At 54.3% G+C, this 16,213-nt stretch carries 15 protein-coding genes and 1 pseudogene; 8 read left to right on the forward strand and 8 right to left on the reverse strand.

Features of this window, described 5'->3' with window-relative positions; genetic code table 11:
• On the reverse strand, window positions 1-424 hold a 424-nt coding region (locus tag ACR0MQ_RS22270), incomplete at its 3' end, for a formate--tetrahydrofolate ligase (protein WP_480611047.1).
• 174 nt (window positions 425-598) lie between these two features.
• Window positions 599-1,534, reverse strand: coding sequence for a LysR substrate-binding domain-containing protein (locus ACR0MQ_RS22275; protein WP_480611050.1), 936 nt, complete (start codon window positions 1,532-1,534; stop codon window positions 599-601).
• Between the two features lie 238 nt (window positions 1,535-1,772).
• On the opposite strand from ACR0MQ_RS22275, the gene ACR0MQ_RS22280 reads away from it, so the two are divergent.
• The 7 genes and pseudogenes from ACR0MQ_RS22280 to ACR0MQ_RS22310 form a co-directional block, all read left to right on the forward strand.
• Window positions 1,773-2,726: an ABC transporter substrate-binding protein gene (locus ACR0MQ_RS22280; RefSeq protein WP_010442423.1), complete on the forward strand. Its 954-nt coding sequence runs from the start codon at window positions 1,773-1,775 to the stop codon at window positions 2,724-2,726.
• Window positions 2,727-2,808: 82 nt separating this feature from the next.
• Window positions 2,809-3,837, forward strand: a complete 1,029-nt coding sequence (locus ACR0MQ_RS22285) for a quaternary amine ABC transporter ATP-binding protein (RefSeq protein WP_480611054.1) — start codon at window positions 2,809-2,811, stop codon at window positions 3,835-3,837.
• Window positions 3,837-5,819: an ABC transporter permease gene (locus ACR0MQ_RS22290; protein ID WP_319544370.1), complete on the forward strand. Its 1,983-nt coding sequence runs from the start codon at window positions 3,837-3,839 to the stop codon at window positions 5,817-5,819. The genes ACR0MQ_RS22285 and ACR0MQ_RS22290 overlap by 1 nt, the downstream gene beginning before the upstream one ends.
• Window position 5,820: 1 nt before the next feature.
• Window positions 5,821-6,192 (forward strand): cupin domain-containing protein, encoded by a 372-nt coding sequence (locus ACR0MQ_RS22295; RefSeq protein WP_480611058.1) that lies wholly within the window; start codon window positions 5,821-5,823, stop codon window positions 6,190-6,192.
• Window positions 6,189-8,588, forward strand: coding sequence for a trimethylamine N-oxide demethylase (locus ACR0MQ_RS22300; RefSeq protein ID WP_480611061.1), 2,400 nt, complete (start codon window positions 6,189-6,191; stop codon window positions 8,586-8,588). The genes ACR0MQ_RS22295 and ACR0MQ_RS22300 overlap by 4 nt, the downstream gene beginning before the upstream one ends.
• Window positions 8,575-9,027 carry a hypothetical protein gene (locus ACR0MQ_RS22305; protein WP_480611064.1) on the forward strand — a complete coding sequence of 151 codons (453 nt, stop codon included), beginning with the start codon at window positions 8,575-8,577 and terminating at the stop codon, window positions 9,025-9,027. The genes ACR0MQ_RS22300 and ACR0MQ_RS22305 overlap by 14 nt, the downstream gene beginning before the upstream one ends.
• A gap of 171 nt (window positions 9,028-9,198) precedes the next feature.
• Window positions 9,199-9,399 (forward strand): annotated as a pseudogene (locus ACR0MQ_RS22310) (DDE-type integrase/transposase/recombinase); the annotation flags it as partial.
• A gap of 75 nt (window positions 9,400-9,474) precedes the next feature.
• Here ACR0MQ_RS22310 and ACR0MQ_RS22315 read toward each other — a convergent pair.
• The 6 genes from ACR0MQ_RS22315 to ACR0MQ_RS22340 form a co-directional block, all read right to left on the reverse strand.
• Window positions 9,475-9,984, reverse strand: coding sequence for an L-rhamnose isomerase (locus tag ACR0MQ_RS22315; protein ID WP_480611067.1), 510 nt, complete (start codon window positions 9,982-9,984; stop codon window positions 9,475-9,477).
• A gap of 71 nt (window positions 9,985-10,055) precedes the next feature.
• Window positions 10,056-10,709, reverse strand: coding sequence for a fructose-6-phosphate aldolase (gene fsa / locus ACR0MQ_RS22320; protein WP_010442406.1), 654 nt, complete (start codon window positions 10,707-10,709; stop codon window positions 10,056-10,058).
• Window positions 10,710-10,806: 97 nt separating this feature from the next.
• The gene (locus tag ACR0MQ_RS22325) at window positions 10,807-11,367 is read right to left on the reverse strand and encodes a nucleoside/nucleotide kinase family protein (protein WP_480611070.1); all 561 of its coding nucleotides are present in this window, start codon (window positions 11,365-11,367) and stop codon (window positions 10,807-10,809) included.
• A gap of 107 nt (window positions 11,368-11,474) precedes the next feature.
• Window positions 11,475-12,257 carry an ATP-binding cassette domain-containing protein gene (locus ACR0MQ_RS22330; RefSeq protein ID WP_170776304.1) on the reverse strand — a complete coding sequence of 261 codons (783 nt, stop codon included), beginning with the start codon at window positions 12,255-12,257 and terminating at the stop codon, window positions 11,475-11,477.
• On the reverse strand, window positions 12,257-13,327 hold the full coding sequence (locus tag ACR0MQ_RS22335) for an ABC transporter permease (protein ID WP_170474723.1): 1,071 nt from the start codon (window positions 13,325-13,327) through the stop codon (window positions 12,257-12,259). Before ACR0MQ_RS22335 ends, ACR0MQ_RS22330 begins: the two co-directional genes overlap by 1 nt.
• Before the next feature lie 117 nt (window positions 13,328-13,444).
• On the reverse strand, window positions 13,445-14,464 hold the full coding sequence (locus tag ACR0MQ_RS22340) for a sugar ABC transporter substrate-binding protein (RefSeq protein ID WP_029622083.1): 1,020 nt from the start codon (window positions 14,462-14,464) through the stop codon (window positions 13,445-13,447).
• 186 nt (window positions 14,465-14,650) lie between these two features.
• Between ACR0MQ_RS22340 and ACR0MQ_RS22345 the strand changes: the two genes are divergently transcribed.
• Complete coding sequence (locus tag ACR0MQ_RS22345; protein WP_170776310.1) at window positions 14,651-15,850, forward strand: ROK family transcriptional regulator; 1,200 nt, start codon at window positions 14,651-14,653, stop codon at window positions 15,848-15,850.
• Window positions 15,851-16,213 lie beyond the last annotated feature (363 nt).

Genomic DNA, 16,213 nt, shown 5'->3' on the forward strand with positions numbered 1-16,213 from the left:
GCAGCGAGTGGGCCGAAGTAATCGCGTGGAAGTCACCGGTGAAGTGCAGGTTCATCTCTTCCATCGGAACAACCTGCGCGTAACCGCCACCTGCGGCACCGCCCTTCATGCCAAAGTTCGGGCCAAGCGAGGCTTCGCGGATACAGATCATCGCGTTCTTGCCGATGCGATTCAGGCCATCGCCCAGACCAACTGTAGTGGTCGTCTTGCCTTCACCCGCAGGGGTCGGGTTGATCGCCGTGACCAGGATCAGCTTGCCATCTTCACGGTCCTGAACCGAATTGATGAAATCCTGACTGACTTTCGCCTTGTCGTGGCCGTAGGGCAGCAGATCATCGCTGGAAATGCCCAGCTTGGCACCGATCTCCTGAATCGGCTTCTTGTTTGCCTCACGGGCAATCTCAATATCGGATTTATAGCTCATTGGGCTTTGGACTCCCTGCAAAAGTAGGCCGAACGAATTCAGACCCGTCCGCATATGCGACCCGGGGCGGAATCAGATTCTTTCTTTACGGTAAATATTTATTCCCTTCGGTCAACCTTTGAATTTCAGAGACATTGAAGGAAAGAACATTTATCGCGCGATGGCACCATCGGATCACGCGTAACGTTTGCGCCCTGCGCTGAGCCCTAACAACCAATCCTCGACGATGCGTCGCTCAGGAAATGATTTTTGCGTTGGGCTCTTTAGAAGAAAATATCCCGACTGCGTTCGTACCGATATGTCCTGGATTGGTCTGACCAACGCACCGCTTTCAAGCAGGGGGTCAACAAGATGGGCCCAACCCAGTGCGACGCCCAAACCATCAACTGCTGCTTGTATAGACAGAGGATAGGTGTTGAAGGCCACAGCGCGTTCCATCAATGAGGTGGAAATTCCATTGCTGCCAAGCCAGGTACGCCAAGTCATCCATTCTGCGTGGCTGCTGGTCACCTCAATCAGATCCAATTCCGGCAGCGCGGATAGTACTGCCGCCTGCGGATTACTTTTGAGATAATCAGGGCTACACACTGGGAAAACGGTTTCCCCGAACAAAAGCTGCGCCTCATATCCGGGCCAATCCCCTTCCCCGCGCAATATCGTCAGATCCATAGAATCAGACAGGCACTCCGCGTCGCTGTCCGAAGACACCAGCGAAATACGGATGCGGCCATTGGATTTGTTGAACTTACGCAGCTGCGGCATCAACCAGAGCGACGCGACAGAGTTGGTCGCGGAGATCGACACCGTATTGGCCTGATGTTTGGCCAACATATCACGGCTGACATCTCGCATCAGATCCAGCGACTTTTCAACAGTCGCCAGCAATATGGCCCCTTGCTGTGTCAGCGAAACCGACCGATGACCTCTGACAAACAAGGGTACGTCATAATGTTGCTCCAACAGACGTACTTTGCGGCTGATTGCTGTTTCCGAAATGTTGAGCACCTTGCTGGCCTGCGCAAAACTCTGGGCCTTGGCGGCCGCTTCAAAAGCCAAAAGGTAGTCGAGCGGTGGAAGAACCTTCCCGGTAACTGGTGCTTTCTTTGGCATCTGACGGCGGAACCCCAATCTGAAGCGGATTGCAATCAAAGAGTATTCGCCTGCGTCGACTGGAAACCGATCAGGCAACTGACTGTTAAGATAGTAAAAAACTGAATTAGCCTCAAGATTTTATGGGCAACGCCTCTCAAATTTCTGTTCTGCGTTTCGTGCAAATTTGGGCAGAATACGCAAATTCGGGGCCGTAAGAGCCCTCAATCCAATATCGAACGTCACTCAGGGAGCAATCATGAAACTTTCAAACCTTCTTTCTGCTGCAACCTTGGCAGCGGTAGCGGGCACCGGTGCGATCGCAGAAGACAGCAGCGATCCGATCGTCATCCCAATTCACAACTGGTCCAGCCAGATCGTGATGTCTTACGTGGTCGGCCAGTTGTTCGAAGAGATCGGCGATAATGTCGAATACGTCACGACCGACAGTCAGGCGGTCTACGAGTCGGTGCGTCTGGGCGACGTCACGCTTGAGATGGAAGTCTGGGAAGGCGCGTTTGGCGCATCTTTCCGCGCAGCTCTGGAAAAGGGCGGTCTGCATGATGCAGGCGACCACGATGCTGTCACCCGCGAGGACTGGTGGTATCCGATGTGGACCAAAGAGTCCTGCCCCGGCCTGCCCGACTGGAAAGCTCTGAACGACTGTGCGCATCTGTTTGCAACAGCGGAAACCGGCGACAAAGGCCGATATCTGGACGGTCCGGTTGACTGGTTGAAGCATGGTAAAGAGCGTGCCGAAGCGCTGGATCTGAACTTCACCGTTATCAATGCGGGTTCGGCGGCGGCCCTGTGGGCTGAAATTGGCGCAGCAGAAGCGGACAAGAAGCCGGTTCTGGTCTTCAACTGGACACCCAACTTTGCCGAAGCTGTCTGGCCAGGTGAGTTTGTCGAATTTCCTGCCTGGGAAGATGGATGCGACAAAGACCCATCCAAAGGTCCGAACCCGGATGCGCTGTATGATTGTGGTAACCCGGCAACCGGTTACCTGAAAAAGGCCGCTTGGGATGGTATGAAAGACAAATGGCCTGCTGCCTACTGTGTATTGACTGAAATTTCTTTCACAAATCCGCAGATCGCGGAGATGGCCAAGCTGGTCGATACGGACGAGCTGGAACCGGAAGATGCAGCGGCCGAATGGCTGGACGCAAACCGCTCTGTTGTTGATCCCTGGATCAGCGCCTGCAGCGGATAATCCGGTCATACGCAACGAAACTGGCGCGGCCTTGCTGATCTCATTGAAGCAAGGCCGCGCTTAACAAGAAAGAAAGGCAGCCATGTCCGCCACAGCGCCTGTAATCTCAGCCCAAAATGTCTGGAAATTGTTTGGGCCTTCGCCCGAGAGCTATCTGAAGTCCATGCCGGCTGGCCATAGCTTCGACGAGATTCGTGCGGACGGCTACATTGCTGGGGTCAAAGACGTCTCGATTGAGGTTGGCCGGGGCGAAATGCTGGTCATCATGGGACTGTCCGGATCAGGTAAATCAACTCTAGTGCGGTGCTTTTCGCGCCTGCACGACATCACCGGCGGTACGATCAAAGTTGATGGTCAGGATATCATGGGCCTGAGCGAGCGTGATCTGATCGAATTGCGACGCAACAAGATGGGCATGGTGTTCCAGTCCTTTGGCCTGCTACCGCACCGTACGGTCTTGGATAACGTGGCCTTCCCGCTGGAAATGCGTGGTCAGGATCGCCATGATCGCCGTGAACGTGCGCTGGAAGTCATCAAACTGGTCGGCCTTGAGGGTCGCGAAGAATACTTCCCACGCGAGCTTAGCGGTGGACAACAGCAAAGGGTCGGCATCGCCCGGTCCCTGGCGATTGAGCCGGATATTTGGTTTCTGGACGAGCCGTTCTCAGCCCTTGATCCGTTAATCCGCCGCGAAATGCAGGATGAATTCCTGCGGCTGCAAGAGATGCTGGGTAAGACCATCGTCTTCATCACTCACGACTTTGACGAGGCACTCCGCCTCGCAGATCGGATCGCAATCATGCGCAACGGCGCGGTTGAACAATGTGATACACCCGATCAGATCGTCATGAACCCCGCCACGGAATACGTGGCGAAATTCACCGAGGACATCGACAAAGCCCGCGTAGTGCATGCGAAAGGGCTGGCGAAACCAGTCAACGGACACGCTTTGGAAGGCGCACCAATCAATGGTGGCGCAACGATCCACGAACTTGCGCGGGTTCTGGTCAATGACAACCGCATCCTTTTGCCGGTTGCAAATGACAAAGGCGTTGTCACCGGTGTACTGGAGCGCGACACCGCACTGAATGTCCTGCTCGGAGCCGAATAATGGCGACGCTGTCGACAGATCTGACAGAGACATCAGACACGCCATGGGGACGTTCCCGTGTACTTACTGTGCTGCTTGCCGTGGCCTTCGCACTGATCCTTGCCAAGGCAGTTGGTATTCTGCCTGAATGGCTAAACCGCATCCCCGAAGCCGCCATCCCACCCACAGCGCAGGTTCTGGACGCAGTTTTCAGCTTCATCCAAAATGACCTTGGCTTGATTTATGTAACCCGCTTTATCGCGGAAGGTCCTCTAGAGTTTCTGCTGGACACGTCAGCAAACCTTTTGGAAGGCAAGCGTCGCTGGCCCTATCTGGGACCAATCCCATGGTCTGCGATTGCCGCCGTCGCTGGGGTTGTTGGATACGCTGTCGGTGGATGGCGGTTGGCTGCCCTTGGCGCTGGAACCTTTATCTGGACGGCTGCGATCGGTCAGTGGAAGATCGCCATGCAAACAATGTCCGTGATCGTCGTCGCGGCGCCTTTGGCGTTCCTGCTGGGTCTGGCGCTTGGTATCGCCGCGTGGAAATATGGCTGGTTCGAGCGGATGTTGAAGCCCATTCTGTCTGTGCTTCAAACCCTGCCCTTCTTTACCTATCTGCTACCCGCTGTGATTTTCTTCAAGGTGGGGCCAACCGCTGGAGCCGTTGCAACAATTACCTTTGCCATCCCGCCTATGATCTTGATGACAACGCTGGGGCTAAAAAAGGTCAGCCCTGAAGTGATCGAGGCGGGCCAAATGTCCGGCTGCACTCGCTGGCAGATGTTGCGCCATGTCTATGTTCCGGCAGCACGCACCGAAATCCTAGTCGGCGTAAACCAGGTGATCATGCTGTGTCTGGCCATGGTTGTTCTGACCGCCTTTATTGGTATGCCCGGTCTCGGTGCCAAGCTGTTGGCAATGATGGGCAGCTTCAAACTTGGCAGATCGTTCGAGATCGGCGTTACGATTGTTCTTCTAGCCGTAACGCTGGATCGGATGTCCAAGGCATGGGTGGTCAAGCAACCTGTTCACTTTGAGCGTGGGACACCCTGGTGGAAGCGGTATAAGATTTCGCTGGTCGCACTGGGTCTATTCATTGGTTTTATTCTGCTGTCGCAGCTGTTTCCGATCCTGGCCGAAGTTGGTCGCAAACAGCACTTGAGCCAAGGCAAGGAAATTGATGTGGTGATCAAGTCGTTCCTGGCGATCGAGGCTATCAAGGGAACAACTGAATGGTTGCGCTGGTTTCTGAACGTCAAGGTTCTGATCCCGTTCCGGGACACGTTGCTGGCGATCCCAACCCCCGCCTTCATCCTAATAGTCGTTGCCTTTGCATATTGGATCGGTGGACGCCGCCCAGGTATATATGCGGCGGTTTTCTTTACCATCGTCGCATTCTCGGGTTGGTGGGACCGATCTGTGATCACTCTATACACAGTTATTTCGGCTGTTGCTCTGGCCACCTTGATTGGCATACCGCTCGGTGTAATCGCTGCCCGATCAGAACGTTGGTCAAAAAGCATCCTTCTGGCCTGCGACACAGCACAAACCTTCCCAAGCTTCATCTATCTGATCCCGGCAATCATGCTGTTCGGCGTTAATGACGTAGCTGTTGTGTTCTCGATCCTAATCTTCGCCGCAGTACCATTGATCCGGTACACCATCATTGGCCTCAGCAGCGTACCCTCGGAAATGACCGAAGCGGCAGACATGTCTGGATCAACGCGGCGTCAAAAGCTGATGTCAGTTCAGTTTCCGCTGGCACTACCGACAATGGCAGTTGGGTTCAATCAGGCCATCATGTTTGCCTTCTTCATGGTCATCATCGCAGCCTTCATCGGCACTCAGGATCTGGGACAGGAACTGCAGCGAACGCTGGCCGGCACCGAGTTGGGTAAAAACTTTGTCCTCGGCCTGAACGTGTCGCTGATGGCTCTGACCTTTGACATGGCCATCAGCAGCTGGACGGAACAGCGCAAGAAGCGATTGGGGCTCGATTAAGATGTCACAACAGCAAAATATGCGTACGGTCACCCGTTTCGACGATACCGGCTTTGTCAGAATGCAGATGAAAGACCTGCCCGACGAACAAGTTTGGTGGAAAAATGTCAGCTTTGACCAGGATACCGGCCAAGGCAGCTATCTGATGAAAATGGCACCTGGCACGCGCTCGAACCCGCATATTCATCACGGTCCGGAAGAGTTCTTTGTCCTCGAAGGTGATCTGACCGATCACGACGGGTTTCGTTATCACAGCGGGGATTTTGTCAGCTTTCCTGCCGGGTCCAGCCACTTTTCGCGCACCGAAAAAGGATACCTTTTGGTGGTCATGCACCGCGGCGCGACCGAATCTATTCAGGAAGGTGCATTATGAATGTGAAGCCGGTCTTCGAAGTGCCATATGAACGCAGCGGGGTTCTGGCCCCCGGTCTTCCGATTCTACCGCATGGAACGGAACGTCATCCCGTCCCTGGCGCAGGGTCGCGGGCGGTTTCGGTGTCCAAAGGCGACACGATCACATTGCTGGATCGCGATGGGATGCAACCCGCCGAGATGGTGTTTTTTGCCCCCGATCGAAGCTCGGACGCTGCCATGCTTGGCGCGCAGGGGCACGGTCGACCAGAGGGGCTGATTGCGACTCTGGCGAATGGCTCGGCTTCGGGCAAGAAAGTGCTACGCGCGTTAGATGTTGCAGGTTTCGATATCGGACGCGGGGATGCGATCAGGGCTTTCTCAGATGGATCACGGCCCGGCGACATGGCGCATTTCGTGGCGGAAAGCGACGGGCTTCTGATCGTCTCTGCTCCCGGCGAAGCGATGCGGCCCGAAGACAACAACCCGCCGACCGACATTATCCTGTACATTCAGCGTGCTGCTCCTGGTTTGGAAAAACCCGACGTGGGCCCGCCCGATCCGTTGGCCGACCCTCTCAGAGATATCAACATTCAGCCTGGCAATGCCAAATCTTATGAGGTCAAAGCCGGGGAGTTCATCCAGATCGTGGATGTCAGGGGCCGCGAATGTTCAGACTTTCAGGCGTTCAGCCGACGTGCACTGGATCAGGGGATCGAACGCGAGATTGATCCCACCACGACACGTAGCCTGATGGGCAGTTTGTATCCGCAACCAGGCATATTCTCAAAGTACTGGTCGGTGGATCAAGAACCTCTGGTCGAGATCGTGCAGGATACGTGCGGCCGCCACGACACGTTCGGGCTGGCCTGCACAGCTCGGTATTATGAAGACTTGGGCTATCCTGGCCATGTCAATTGCTCGGACAATATCAACAAGGATCTGGACCAATATGGCATCCGGCCCCGCGCAGGCTGGCCTGCGATCAACTTCTTTTTCAACACGATGCTGGACGATAACAATGCCATTGGTATGGATGACCCGTGGTCGCGACCCGGAGATTTCGTGCTGCTGCGCGCACTGACGGATCTTGTCTGCGTCAGTACCGGCTGCCCGTGTGACATAGACCCGGCCAATGGCTGGAATCCAACCGACATTCAGGTGCGAACTTACAAAGCGACCGAGGATTTTAAACGGTCCTACGGCTACAGAAAATCTGCGGAGGCGGATGTGGAAGAAACCAAGAAAACAGCATTTCACGACTGCTTTGCACGTCATACCCGTGATTTTGTCGAATATAACGGATATTGGCTGCCCAATACGATGACCAATCATGGCGCAATCGCAGAGTATTGGGCCTGTCGAGACAAAGTCGCCGTAATGGATCTGAGTCCACTGCGCAAATACGAGGTTGTTGGCCCGGATGCCGAAGAACTGATGCAGCTTTGCGTGACCCGCAACATGAAGAAGCTGAGCGTCGGTCAAGTTGTCTATACGGCAATGTGCTATGAACATGGCGGTATGATCGACGATGGCACTATCTATCGGCTGGGTGAGACCAACTTCCGATGGATTGGTGGCAACGACACCAGCGGTTTGTGGCTGCAGGAACAAGCGCGTAAGCGCAACATGAATGTCTGGGTTCGAAACTCTACAGATCAGTTGCACAACATCGCGGTACAGGGGCGGCACAGCCGCGACATCCTCTCGCAGATATTCTGGACGCCACCCCAGCAGCCAACCATAGAAGAATTGCCTTGGTTCCGGCTTACCGTGGCCCGGGTCGGGGATGTGCGCGGCACCTCTGTCGTGATTTCCCGAACCGGATATTCCGGCGAATTAGGATATGAAATCTTCTGTCACCCTAAGAACGCTGTCGAGATATTCGACCGTGTCTGGGAAGTTGGTCAGGATTATGGAATTGCCCCTCTTGGCCTTGCCGCCCTCGACATGTTGCGGATCGAAGGCGGCTTAATCTTTGCCGGGTCCGAATTTGACGACCAAACCGATCCGTTCGAGGCTGGCGTCGGTTTTACCGTCCCATTGAAATCTAAGACCGATGACTTCATCGGGCGCAGCGCAATTGAAGAACGCAAGGCTCACCCTCACCGCAAACTGGTCGGGTTTGATATAGAAGGTGGAACAGTTCCTTCTCCGGGCGATTGTGTACGTATCGGAAAAGCGCAGGTCGGTGAAATCACCAGCGCGATGAAATCACCCATCTTAGGCAAGGTCATCGCCCTAGGGCGGGTTGCATCAACTCATGCGCTCGAGGGGCACGATATTGAGATCGGTCAACTGGATGGGCAGCAAAAGCGCTTGAAGGCAAAAATTGTTCCGTTCCCGCATTTTGATCCAGCAAAAGAACGTGTGAAGGGTGTCTACTTAAAAAACGATTTCCCGGATGCGGCTGAATGATAAATTGACAACCAAGCAAACAGCCAAAGTTGCGGTCGTTTGTTTTCTGGGATTTGTAATGGCTACTTCGCCAGAAACCGGCTTCGCAGGATTATGTGACAGGGTTATCGCACTTGAAAACTACAACACCACTGGTTTCTCGCCGAAAGGAGCAACGTGCGAACCGTATGTCGGCCTGGTCAATGTCCAAGGCATTTCATGCCGATGGGAGTTTTCGTTCCGAGACACCGAAGCCAATCGCGCATTCAACGACCTATGGACCGAAGTAACAAGTTGCAAAGACGGAACTCAGACACAACACGGTAGTTCCGTTAACCACCCTGACAGCTACGTACAGAAGGAACTTATCACCTCGGACCGTCTTTATCGCGTCGCCCAAAAAGACAAGAGCCAAATCAATCGCTCATTGGTGTTTTTGAGTCTCGAACATCGCAATTGACGCAGCCGACGTACCTTTGTTCGCTAGATGACTAAGGATAGAGTAGTTCATGCTCTGCCATCTTCGATCGTCACGAAGCCCAAGTGCCGGACAACAGAACAGGCAGTGGCGCGAGCTGTCAGCTCAGGTATTCTGAAGCGGTTTGGTTGCCAAGCCAAGGTTTAGACAATCAGGTCCAAATTTTTGAATAACATGATCGAGCAGGATCATCGGTTCATAAAACGGCGCGTTCGACATATGTGTGGGTTCAAATCCTTCGCATCCGCGTCTGCTACGTTGGATGGCATTGAAGTCGCCACTATGACCCGAAAGCAGCAACTCTCCAGCGCAGCAACCTCCGGCTTTCGGGGGTTCGCTGAGATCGTAGGATAAGTGTGCCTGGTAAGGCGCTTACTCTGATCGTTCCAAAAATTTGCAACATAACCTTTGCGACAGAACCCGGCTCGTCTATCCTCGCGTCGAAACTTTGCTTTGGTAATTGTCGAGTTCCCTAAGCAAGGATTTCCCGTATTTTACATCCATCCGTTCGCAGTATTCGGCCCAGATTGCGCTGAAGGGCAGATCCTTAAGCTCTTCTGTCATCATGAAGCGCGTCGAGAAGTCCAGCGAGGTCTCAGCAGTTTTCAGTTGATCCAAAGGAAGAAGTAGTGCGCGCAAAAGCGCCTTTTGCATATTGCGTGTTCCGATGACCCACGCGGCAGTTCGGCTGATCGTGGCATCGAAGAAATCAAGTCCGATATGAGTGCGGCCAAGCAGATCGCATGCGACCAGTTCCTGCGCCATGGCAAGAATGGAGTCATCGAGCAGAATAACGTGATCGCTGTCCCACCGCATCGGGCGCGAGACGTGAAGCAGGATTTTCTCGACCGATAGGGCGACGGAACTTAGCTTGTCGGCGATGTTTTCAGTTGGGTGGAAATGCCCCATGTCGAGGCAAAGAAGCGTACCCTTCCGCAAAGCGCAGCCTTGCCGCTCAGCTGTAAAACATTTGGTACAGGCCGTTCCCTCCCAGACAAAATGGCAATCCATCAAAGGATCGATTGCCCAGTCGAGTTCCAATCATTGAGAAACTTCTCGATGCCGGTATCGGTCAATGGATGCATGACCAATTTGCGGATAACGGACGGAGGGATTGTGGCTATGTCTGATCCGGCCAATGCCACCTCTGTAATATGATTGGGGCTTCTGACGGATGCAGCAATGATTTCCGTTTCAATACCATAGTTTTCGTAAATGGTACGGATATCACGGATCAGATCGGCTCCGTCCAGATTAATGTCGTCCAATCTGCCAATGAAAGGAGATACATAGGTCGCTCCGACTTTCGCCGCTAAAAGCGCTTGATTGGGTGAAAAGCAGAGTGTGACGTTTGTTTTGATGCCTTCTCTTTTGAAATGTGCACAGGCTCTGAGGCCATCTAGTGTCAAAGGCAGTTTGACGACGACGTTGTCGGCAATCGCGGCAAGGTGCTCTCCCTCTGCAATCATGCCAGCTGTGTCCAATGCTGCAACTTCTGCCGACACGGGCGTATCCGTCAGTGTACAAAGTTCGGCAACGACTTCTTTGAAATCCCGGCCGGACTTGGCTATCAGGCTTGGATTGGTAGTAACGCCATCCAACAATCCAAAGTTTATCAGATCTTTTATGTCGTTTACTTCTGCAGTGTCCACGAAGAATTTCATGAGCTTTCCTCATCGTGTATAGGGTGATTTTGATTGCATTTGAAATCGCCCAGAGGCGTTTGCATCAACGGATCGTTTCAGCTTTCGTTTCGCAGGGTCAGAACGCGTAGCGCATCCCGAATTCGGTGTAATTCTGATGCAGTGTGAGATCCGCTTTCCTGCTATCACGGATGACGTGTTCCGCGTTCGGCAGATCGTTCGTTTTTGCGCGTTGCAGCGCGGTTTGCGGGTCAAAGCCATGCTTGATCCAGCGATGCTGTAATCGGTTTTCAAGTTCCTCCAATGTGGAGCTGACAAAAACCGTTACGGCGTACACATCTGCCAACGTCCTCCACGGGTCGCTATTCATCAAAAGGTAGTTCCCTTCTACGACTACAGTCTGAGTTTCCGGGTGAACGGCAATCGCATTCGCAATGGCCAGGTCCATTTGGCGGTCAAATTTAGGATGAAAGGACTCATGCTGCGCGGATTGCAGCCCTCTGATTGCAGAGCAGAACCCAACTGCATCGAAGGTTTCCGGCGCGCCCTTTCGGGCCAGCAAGCCTCGCGTTTCCAGCACGCGGTTGTCCAGATGATAACCGTCCATGGGCACCAGCGTGGCTAAAGGAACCGCAGAGCTTTGTTGCGCGTTCAGCGATTGCACCACGTTTTCTGCCAAAGTCGACTTTCCGGATGCAGGGGGACCGGCGATTGCGACAATCGTCCGAACCCCTACCTGCCTCCGGGAGGAAATAAGGTCACAAACGCGCTTTACATCCTGATCGATCACGCGGCGTCCTCTTTTGGGGGTTCCTTGGCACCGGTCATGAAGGCCACCGCGTCGGACATCGTGTAATCCTTGGGATCAATGGTGCAGAGCCTTTTGCCCAGCCGATGCACATGAATGCGGTCAGCAACCTCAAAAACATGCGGCATGTTGTGGCTGATCAGAATGATCGGAATACCACGCGCCCGCACGTCTTGGATAAGCTCAAGCACTTTGCGGCTTTCCTTGACCCCCAAAGCAGCAGTGGGTTCGTCCATTATGATGAACTTCGTCGCAAAGGCGGCGGCACGCGCAACGGCTACGCCTTGGCGCTGGCCGCCAGAGAGAGTTTCGACCGCCTGATTGATCGATTGTACAGTCATCAGCCCAAGCTCGGTCAGTTTTTCACGGGCGAACTTCTCCATCGCTGGACGGTCAAGCTGACGCATGTATTTGCCCATGAACCCTTGTTTGCGGATCTCGCGCCCCATGAACATGTTGTCGGCTATCGACAGAGCAGGGGACATGGCGAGCTGCTGATAGACAATCTCAATCCCCATATTTCGGGCGTCGATCGGAGAGGTGAAGTTGACCTTTTCCCCTTCGATCAGAATCTCGCCCTCGTCTGGGATAGTCGCGCCGCAAATCGCCTTGACGATGGACGACTTGCCTGCGCCGTTGTCGCCAATAACCGCAAGGATTTCCCCCTGGCGCAGTTCAAAGTCAGAATAGTCGATGGCGGTGACGTGGCCATAGCGTTTCACGATCCCGCGGCCCTGGACGACTGGAGTTGTGTCTGACATTAGCCCGATACCTTTCTGATCCACTGGTCGACGGCGACCGCTGCGATGATGAGAAGACCGATGAGCAGGAAGGTCCACTGCGCATCTGCGCCCAGAAGCCTGAGCCCCAGAGTAAAGACGCCGACGATCAGTGCCCCAAACAGGGACCCCAGAATGGAGCCACGCCCGCCGAACAGTGAAATACCGCCAATCACGACCGCAGTGATGCTTTCGATATTGGCCAATTGGCCGGAGGTTGGCGAGACCGATCCGATGCGCCCGATCAAAGCCCAGCCCGCAAAGGCACAGATCAAACCGGACAGCATGTAGACGGACATCAGTGTTTTGTGGACGTTCACACCGGATAGCTCGGCCGCCTCGGGGTCGTCCCCCACCGCGTAGACATGTCGGCCCCAGGACGTGTGTTTGAGCGCATAAGCCAACACGAATATCAGAACGAGCATGAAGATCACACCAACCGTGAAAGTCGCGCCACCGATGCTGAATTTTGTGCCAAAGAATTGCAGGAATGGGGCGTTGGCCTCGATATCCTGACTGCGAATTGTTTCGTTTGCGGAATACAGGAAGTTTGTCGCCAGAACGATCTGCCACATGCCGAGCGTAACAATAAAGGGCGGCAGCTTTACGCGACTGACCAGCCAGCCGTTGAGTGCCCCGATTAGAGTTCCCATTGCCAGCCCGCACATCACCGCAATGGGTACGGGGATGCCGTAGCGGAAGGTGAACTGACCCATTATGACGGATGAAAACACCATGATCGCTCCGACGCTTAAGTCGATGCCGGCGGTCAGAATGACAAGGCTTTGCGCTGCAGCTACGATGCCCACGATCTGAACCTGCTGCAGGATCAGCGTCATCGCAAAAGGTGAGAAGAACTTGGACCCCAGCAGCAAGCCGAAAATCACGATCGCGCCAACCAGAACGATCAATGGCACAAAGGATGGATTGACGTGGAGAAGATGCTGCAACTTCCCCAGAACACCACGCCGGTTATCTTCAAACTCCGCCACGGTTTCTGAAGCACTGGCGGCGGTTTCGAATTCCTGGGTGTTTTGGTTTGCTTCAGACATATCTCCCCCTTTTCGTGGCTGGCATCGCGCCCACGAAATCAGTGTACAGGAAATTTCGGTTGGCTGGTGAGAGGATTGATGAGGCGCAGTGGCGCGCCTCACCCAATATGGCTGCCTTTAGCCCCAGCAGAGATCCAGGCCTTCTGCGACCGACAGCGACTCGACCCCATCAACCGGCTGGTCGGTGATGAGCGCGACGCCCGTGTCATAGAAGTCTTTGCCGGGTGTGTTTTCAGGCTTCACGCCCTCTTCGGCCCATTTTTTCACGGCCTCAACACCAAGCGAGGCCATCAACAGCGGGTACTGCTGGCTTGTCGCGCCGATCACACCGGCTTCGACGTTTTGGACACCGGGGCACCCGCCGTCGACCGAAACGATCAGCACGTCGTTTTCACGCCCGATGGATTTCAGTGCCTCATATGCACCCGCAGCAGCCGGTTCGTTGATCGTGTGAACAACGTTGATCGATGAATCCTTGGCCAGAAGGTTTTCCATCGCACGGCGACCGCCTTCTTCGTTGCCGTCGGTTACATCACTGCCGACCAGACGCGCATCGGTTTCGTCACCGATGACATTCGGGTCCGCCAGGTCCACACCGAACCCGTCGAGGAAACCCTGATTGCGCAGAACGTCCACTGTCGGCTGGCTGACATTCAGATCCAGCGTCGCGATCTTGGCATCGGCCGCGGCGTCGCCCATTTTGGCCTTGGCCCATTGACCGATCAGCAGACCGGCCTTGTAGTTGTCCGTCGCGAATGTCGCGTCCGCTGAGTCAATCGGGCTAAGCGGTGTATCCAGCGCAATGACCAAAACCCCCGCATCCCGCGCCTGTTTGACCGCAGGTACGATCGAGCTGGTGTCAGATGCTGTCAGTAGAATGCCTTTTGCGCCATCGAGGATGCAGGTTTCAATGGCCTGGACCTGAGTTTCATGGTCGCCATCAACCTTGCCGGCAAACGCCTTGAGCGTCATGCCCAGCTCTTCTGCCTTGGCGGTTGCGCCTTCCTTCATCTTGACGAAAAAGGGGTTGGTGTCGGTCTTGGTAATCAGGCAGACGGTTTCACCAGCCGCTTGCGCGGATGCAGCGGCAAAAGTCAGCGCAGTCGCGGATGCGGCGAGCTTGAGTAGATTTCTCATGTTGTCCTCCCAAAAAATTGTTGTGGCCCCGTGCGGAATAGCGACAAGGCGCGCCTCCATCCTCCAATGAAGGTCCTGCTTAAGAAACCGTGATTCTAGCCCTTGTGTCAATAAATAAATAAAGTTTATTTATTAATTTACCCACGTATCTTTTCATAAGAAAACAAGGTGTTTATGTTTAATGTTATGGAAAGAGAAGCGCTGAAAATACTAACCGGCGGGGTAAGCCAAAGCGGTGTTCGTGATCATAACGAACGCCTGATTCTGACGGTTTTACAACGGCATGGACCTGCTGCCGGGGCCGAAATCGCGCGGCTCACAGGCCTGTCTCCTCAGACCGTGTCGATCATTCTGCGTAAGCTCGAAAAGGACGAGATTCTCAAACGTGGGACGCCGCTAAGGGGCAAGGTGGGGAAACCTTCCATCCCAATGGAACTCAATCCCGAAGGCATCCTGTCGGTGGGAATGAAGATCGGTCGCCGCAGCGCTGATCTTCTTTTGATCGACTTCACCGGCAAGCCGCGCCATCAAATCTCGACGACTTATGACTATCCGCTGCCCGAAGCGGTGTTCGGGTTTCTGGAGAAAGGATTGGAGGAACTTCTGGTCCATGAACCCCAGAAACTTCGCGACCGTGTATGCGGGATTGGAATCGGAACACCGTTCGAACTGTGGAAGTGGCACGACCTGTCTGGGCTTGCGGCCAAAAAATTCAGGTCCTGGAAAAACGTGAATTTCTTTTCCGAGGTGGCCAAATTCAGCGACCTGCCAGTTTTTGTGGTCAACGATGCGACGGCTGCCTGTCACGCCGAGCATCTTTATGGGCGCGGGGCCGAATATCGCGACTATTTTTATTTCTTCATCGGGTCAATGATCGGCGGCGGAGTCGCGCTGAACGGCACCGTGTTTGAGGGCAACCAGGGAAATGCAGGTGCCTTGGGCGCGATGCGAACGACCGGGCCTTTAGGCGAAAGCCAGCAGTTGATCGACACTGCCTCACTGTTCCTGCTCGAAGACAGGTTGATCGAAGCCGGTGTCGATCCCCAAATACTCTGGATGAAGCCACAAGATTGGAGCAGCATTTCGCGATATGTCGAGCCTTGGATTGGTACCACGGCACAAGAACTTGCCAAGGCTGCCTTGTCCATTTGCGCGGTCATCGACTTTGAGGCGATTTTCATAGACGGCGCGTTCCCATCGGAAGTGCGGGAAGAGTTAGTTGCCCGGGTTCGTCGTTACCTCCTCAACCAAGACAAGCGTGGATTGATTCCTCCGGTCGTAGAAGCTGCAGCAGTTGGTGAAAACGCCCGAGGCATTGGAGCAGCAAGCAGCCCGATCTTCCGCCAGTTTCTATTGAATACCAATGCGGGGCTTTCTGGGATGTAGCCTACCCAATCGCTGAAGGGTTATCCGCTGGACAGCGGCGAGGATCATTATCCCGCACGATTACTTCATCTGGAATGTTGTTCTGCACGACTTTGTTGCACGGCTCGGCTTCCCAGTTTAGCTCTGGTGCTTTCATTTTCGTGAGTTGCCGTGGATGCCATACAAGTTCAATCGTGCCCGTCGCCTGCAATCGCGTGATCTTGCCACTCAAGTAGTTGAAGCAAAATTGCATCAAAAGCGCTGAACCACATGACATCTCTTGGTCGTGCAGAACATGAGCGCATTTTCTGAAGTGTTGGGTTTGGGGTCTGGTCGCCCCATCTCTGATCCATGCAACAGAGTCGCTGCAGAGAAACCACTGGA

Source organism: Ruegeria sp. AN6, from assembly GCF_056540425.1.

Excerpts from the sequence above, each read along its gene's own strand:
- ACR0MQ_RS22275 (WP_480611050.1), bottom strand. The coding sequence starts at position 1,534 with ATGCCAAAGAAAGCACCAGTTACCGGGAAGGTTCTTCCACCGCTCGAC.
- ACR0MQ_RS22280 (WP_010442423.1), top strand. The coding sequence starts at position 1,773 with ATGAAACTTTCAAACCTTCTTTCTGCTGCAACCTTGGCAGCGGTAGCG.
- ACR0MQ_RS22285 (WP_480611054.1), top strand. The coding sequence starts at position 2,809 with ATGTCCGCCACAGCGCCTGTAATCTCAGCCCAAAATGTCTGGAAATTG.
- ACR0MQ_RS22290 (WP_319544370.1), top strand. The coding sequence starts at position 3,837 with ATGGCGACGCTGTCGACAGATCTGACAGAGACATCAGACACGCCATGG.
- ACR0MQ_RS22295 (WP_480611058.1), top strand. The coding sequence starts at position 5,821 with ATGTCACAACAGCAAAATATGCGTACGGTCACCCGTTTCGACGATACC.
- ACR0MQ_RS22300 (WP_480611061.1), top strand. The coding sequence starts at position 6,189 with ATGAATGTGAAGCCGGTCTTCGAAGTGCCATATGAACGCAGCGGGGTT.
- ACR0MQ_RS22305 (WP_480611064.1), top strand. The coding sequence starts at position 8,575 with ATGCGGCTGAATGATAAATTGACAACCAAGCAAACAGCCAAAGTTGCG.
- fsa (WP_010442406.1), bottom strand. The coding sequence starts at position 10,709 with ATGAAATTCTTCGTGGACACTGCAGAAGTAAACGACATAAAAGATCTG.
- ACR0MQ_RS22330 (WP_170776304.1), bottom strand. The coding sequence starts at position 12,257 with ATGTCAGACACAACTCCAGTCGTCCAGGGCCGCGGGATCGTGAAACGC.
- ACR0MQ_RS22335 (WP_170474723.1), bottom strand. The coding sequence starts at position 13,327 with ATGTCTGAAGCAAACCAAAACACCCAGGAATTCGAAACCGCCGCCAGT.
- ACR0MQ_RS22340 (WP_029622083.1), bottom strand. The coding sequence starts at position 14,464 with ATGAGAAATCTACTCAAGCTCGCCGCATCCGCGACTGCGCTGACTTTT.
- ACR0MQ_RS22345 (WP_170776310.1), top strand. The coding sequence starts at position 14,651 with ATGGAAAGAGAAGCGCTGAAAATACTAACCGGCGGGGTAAGCCAAAGC.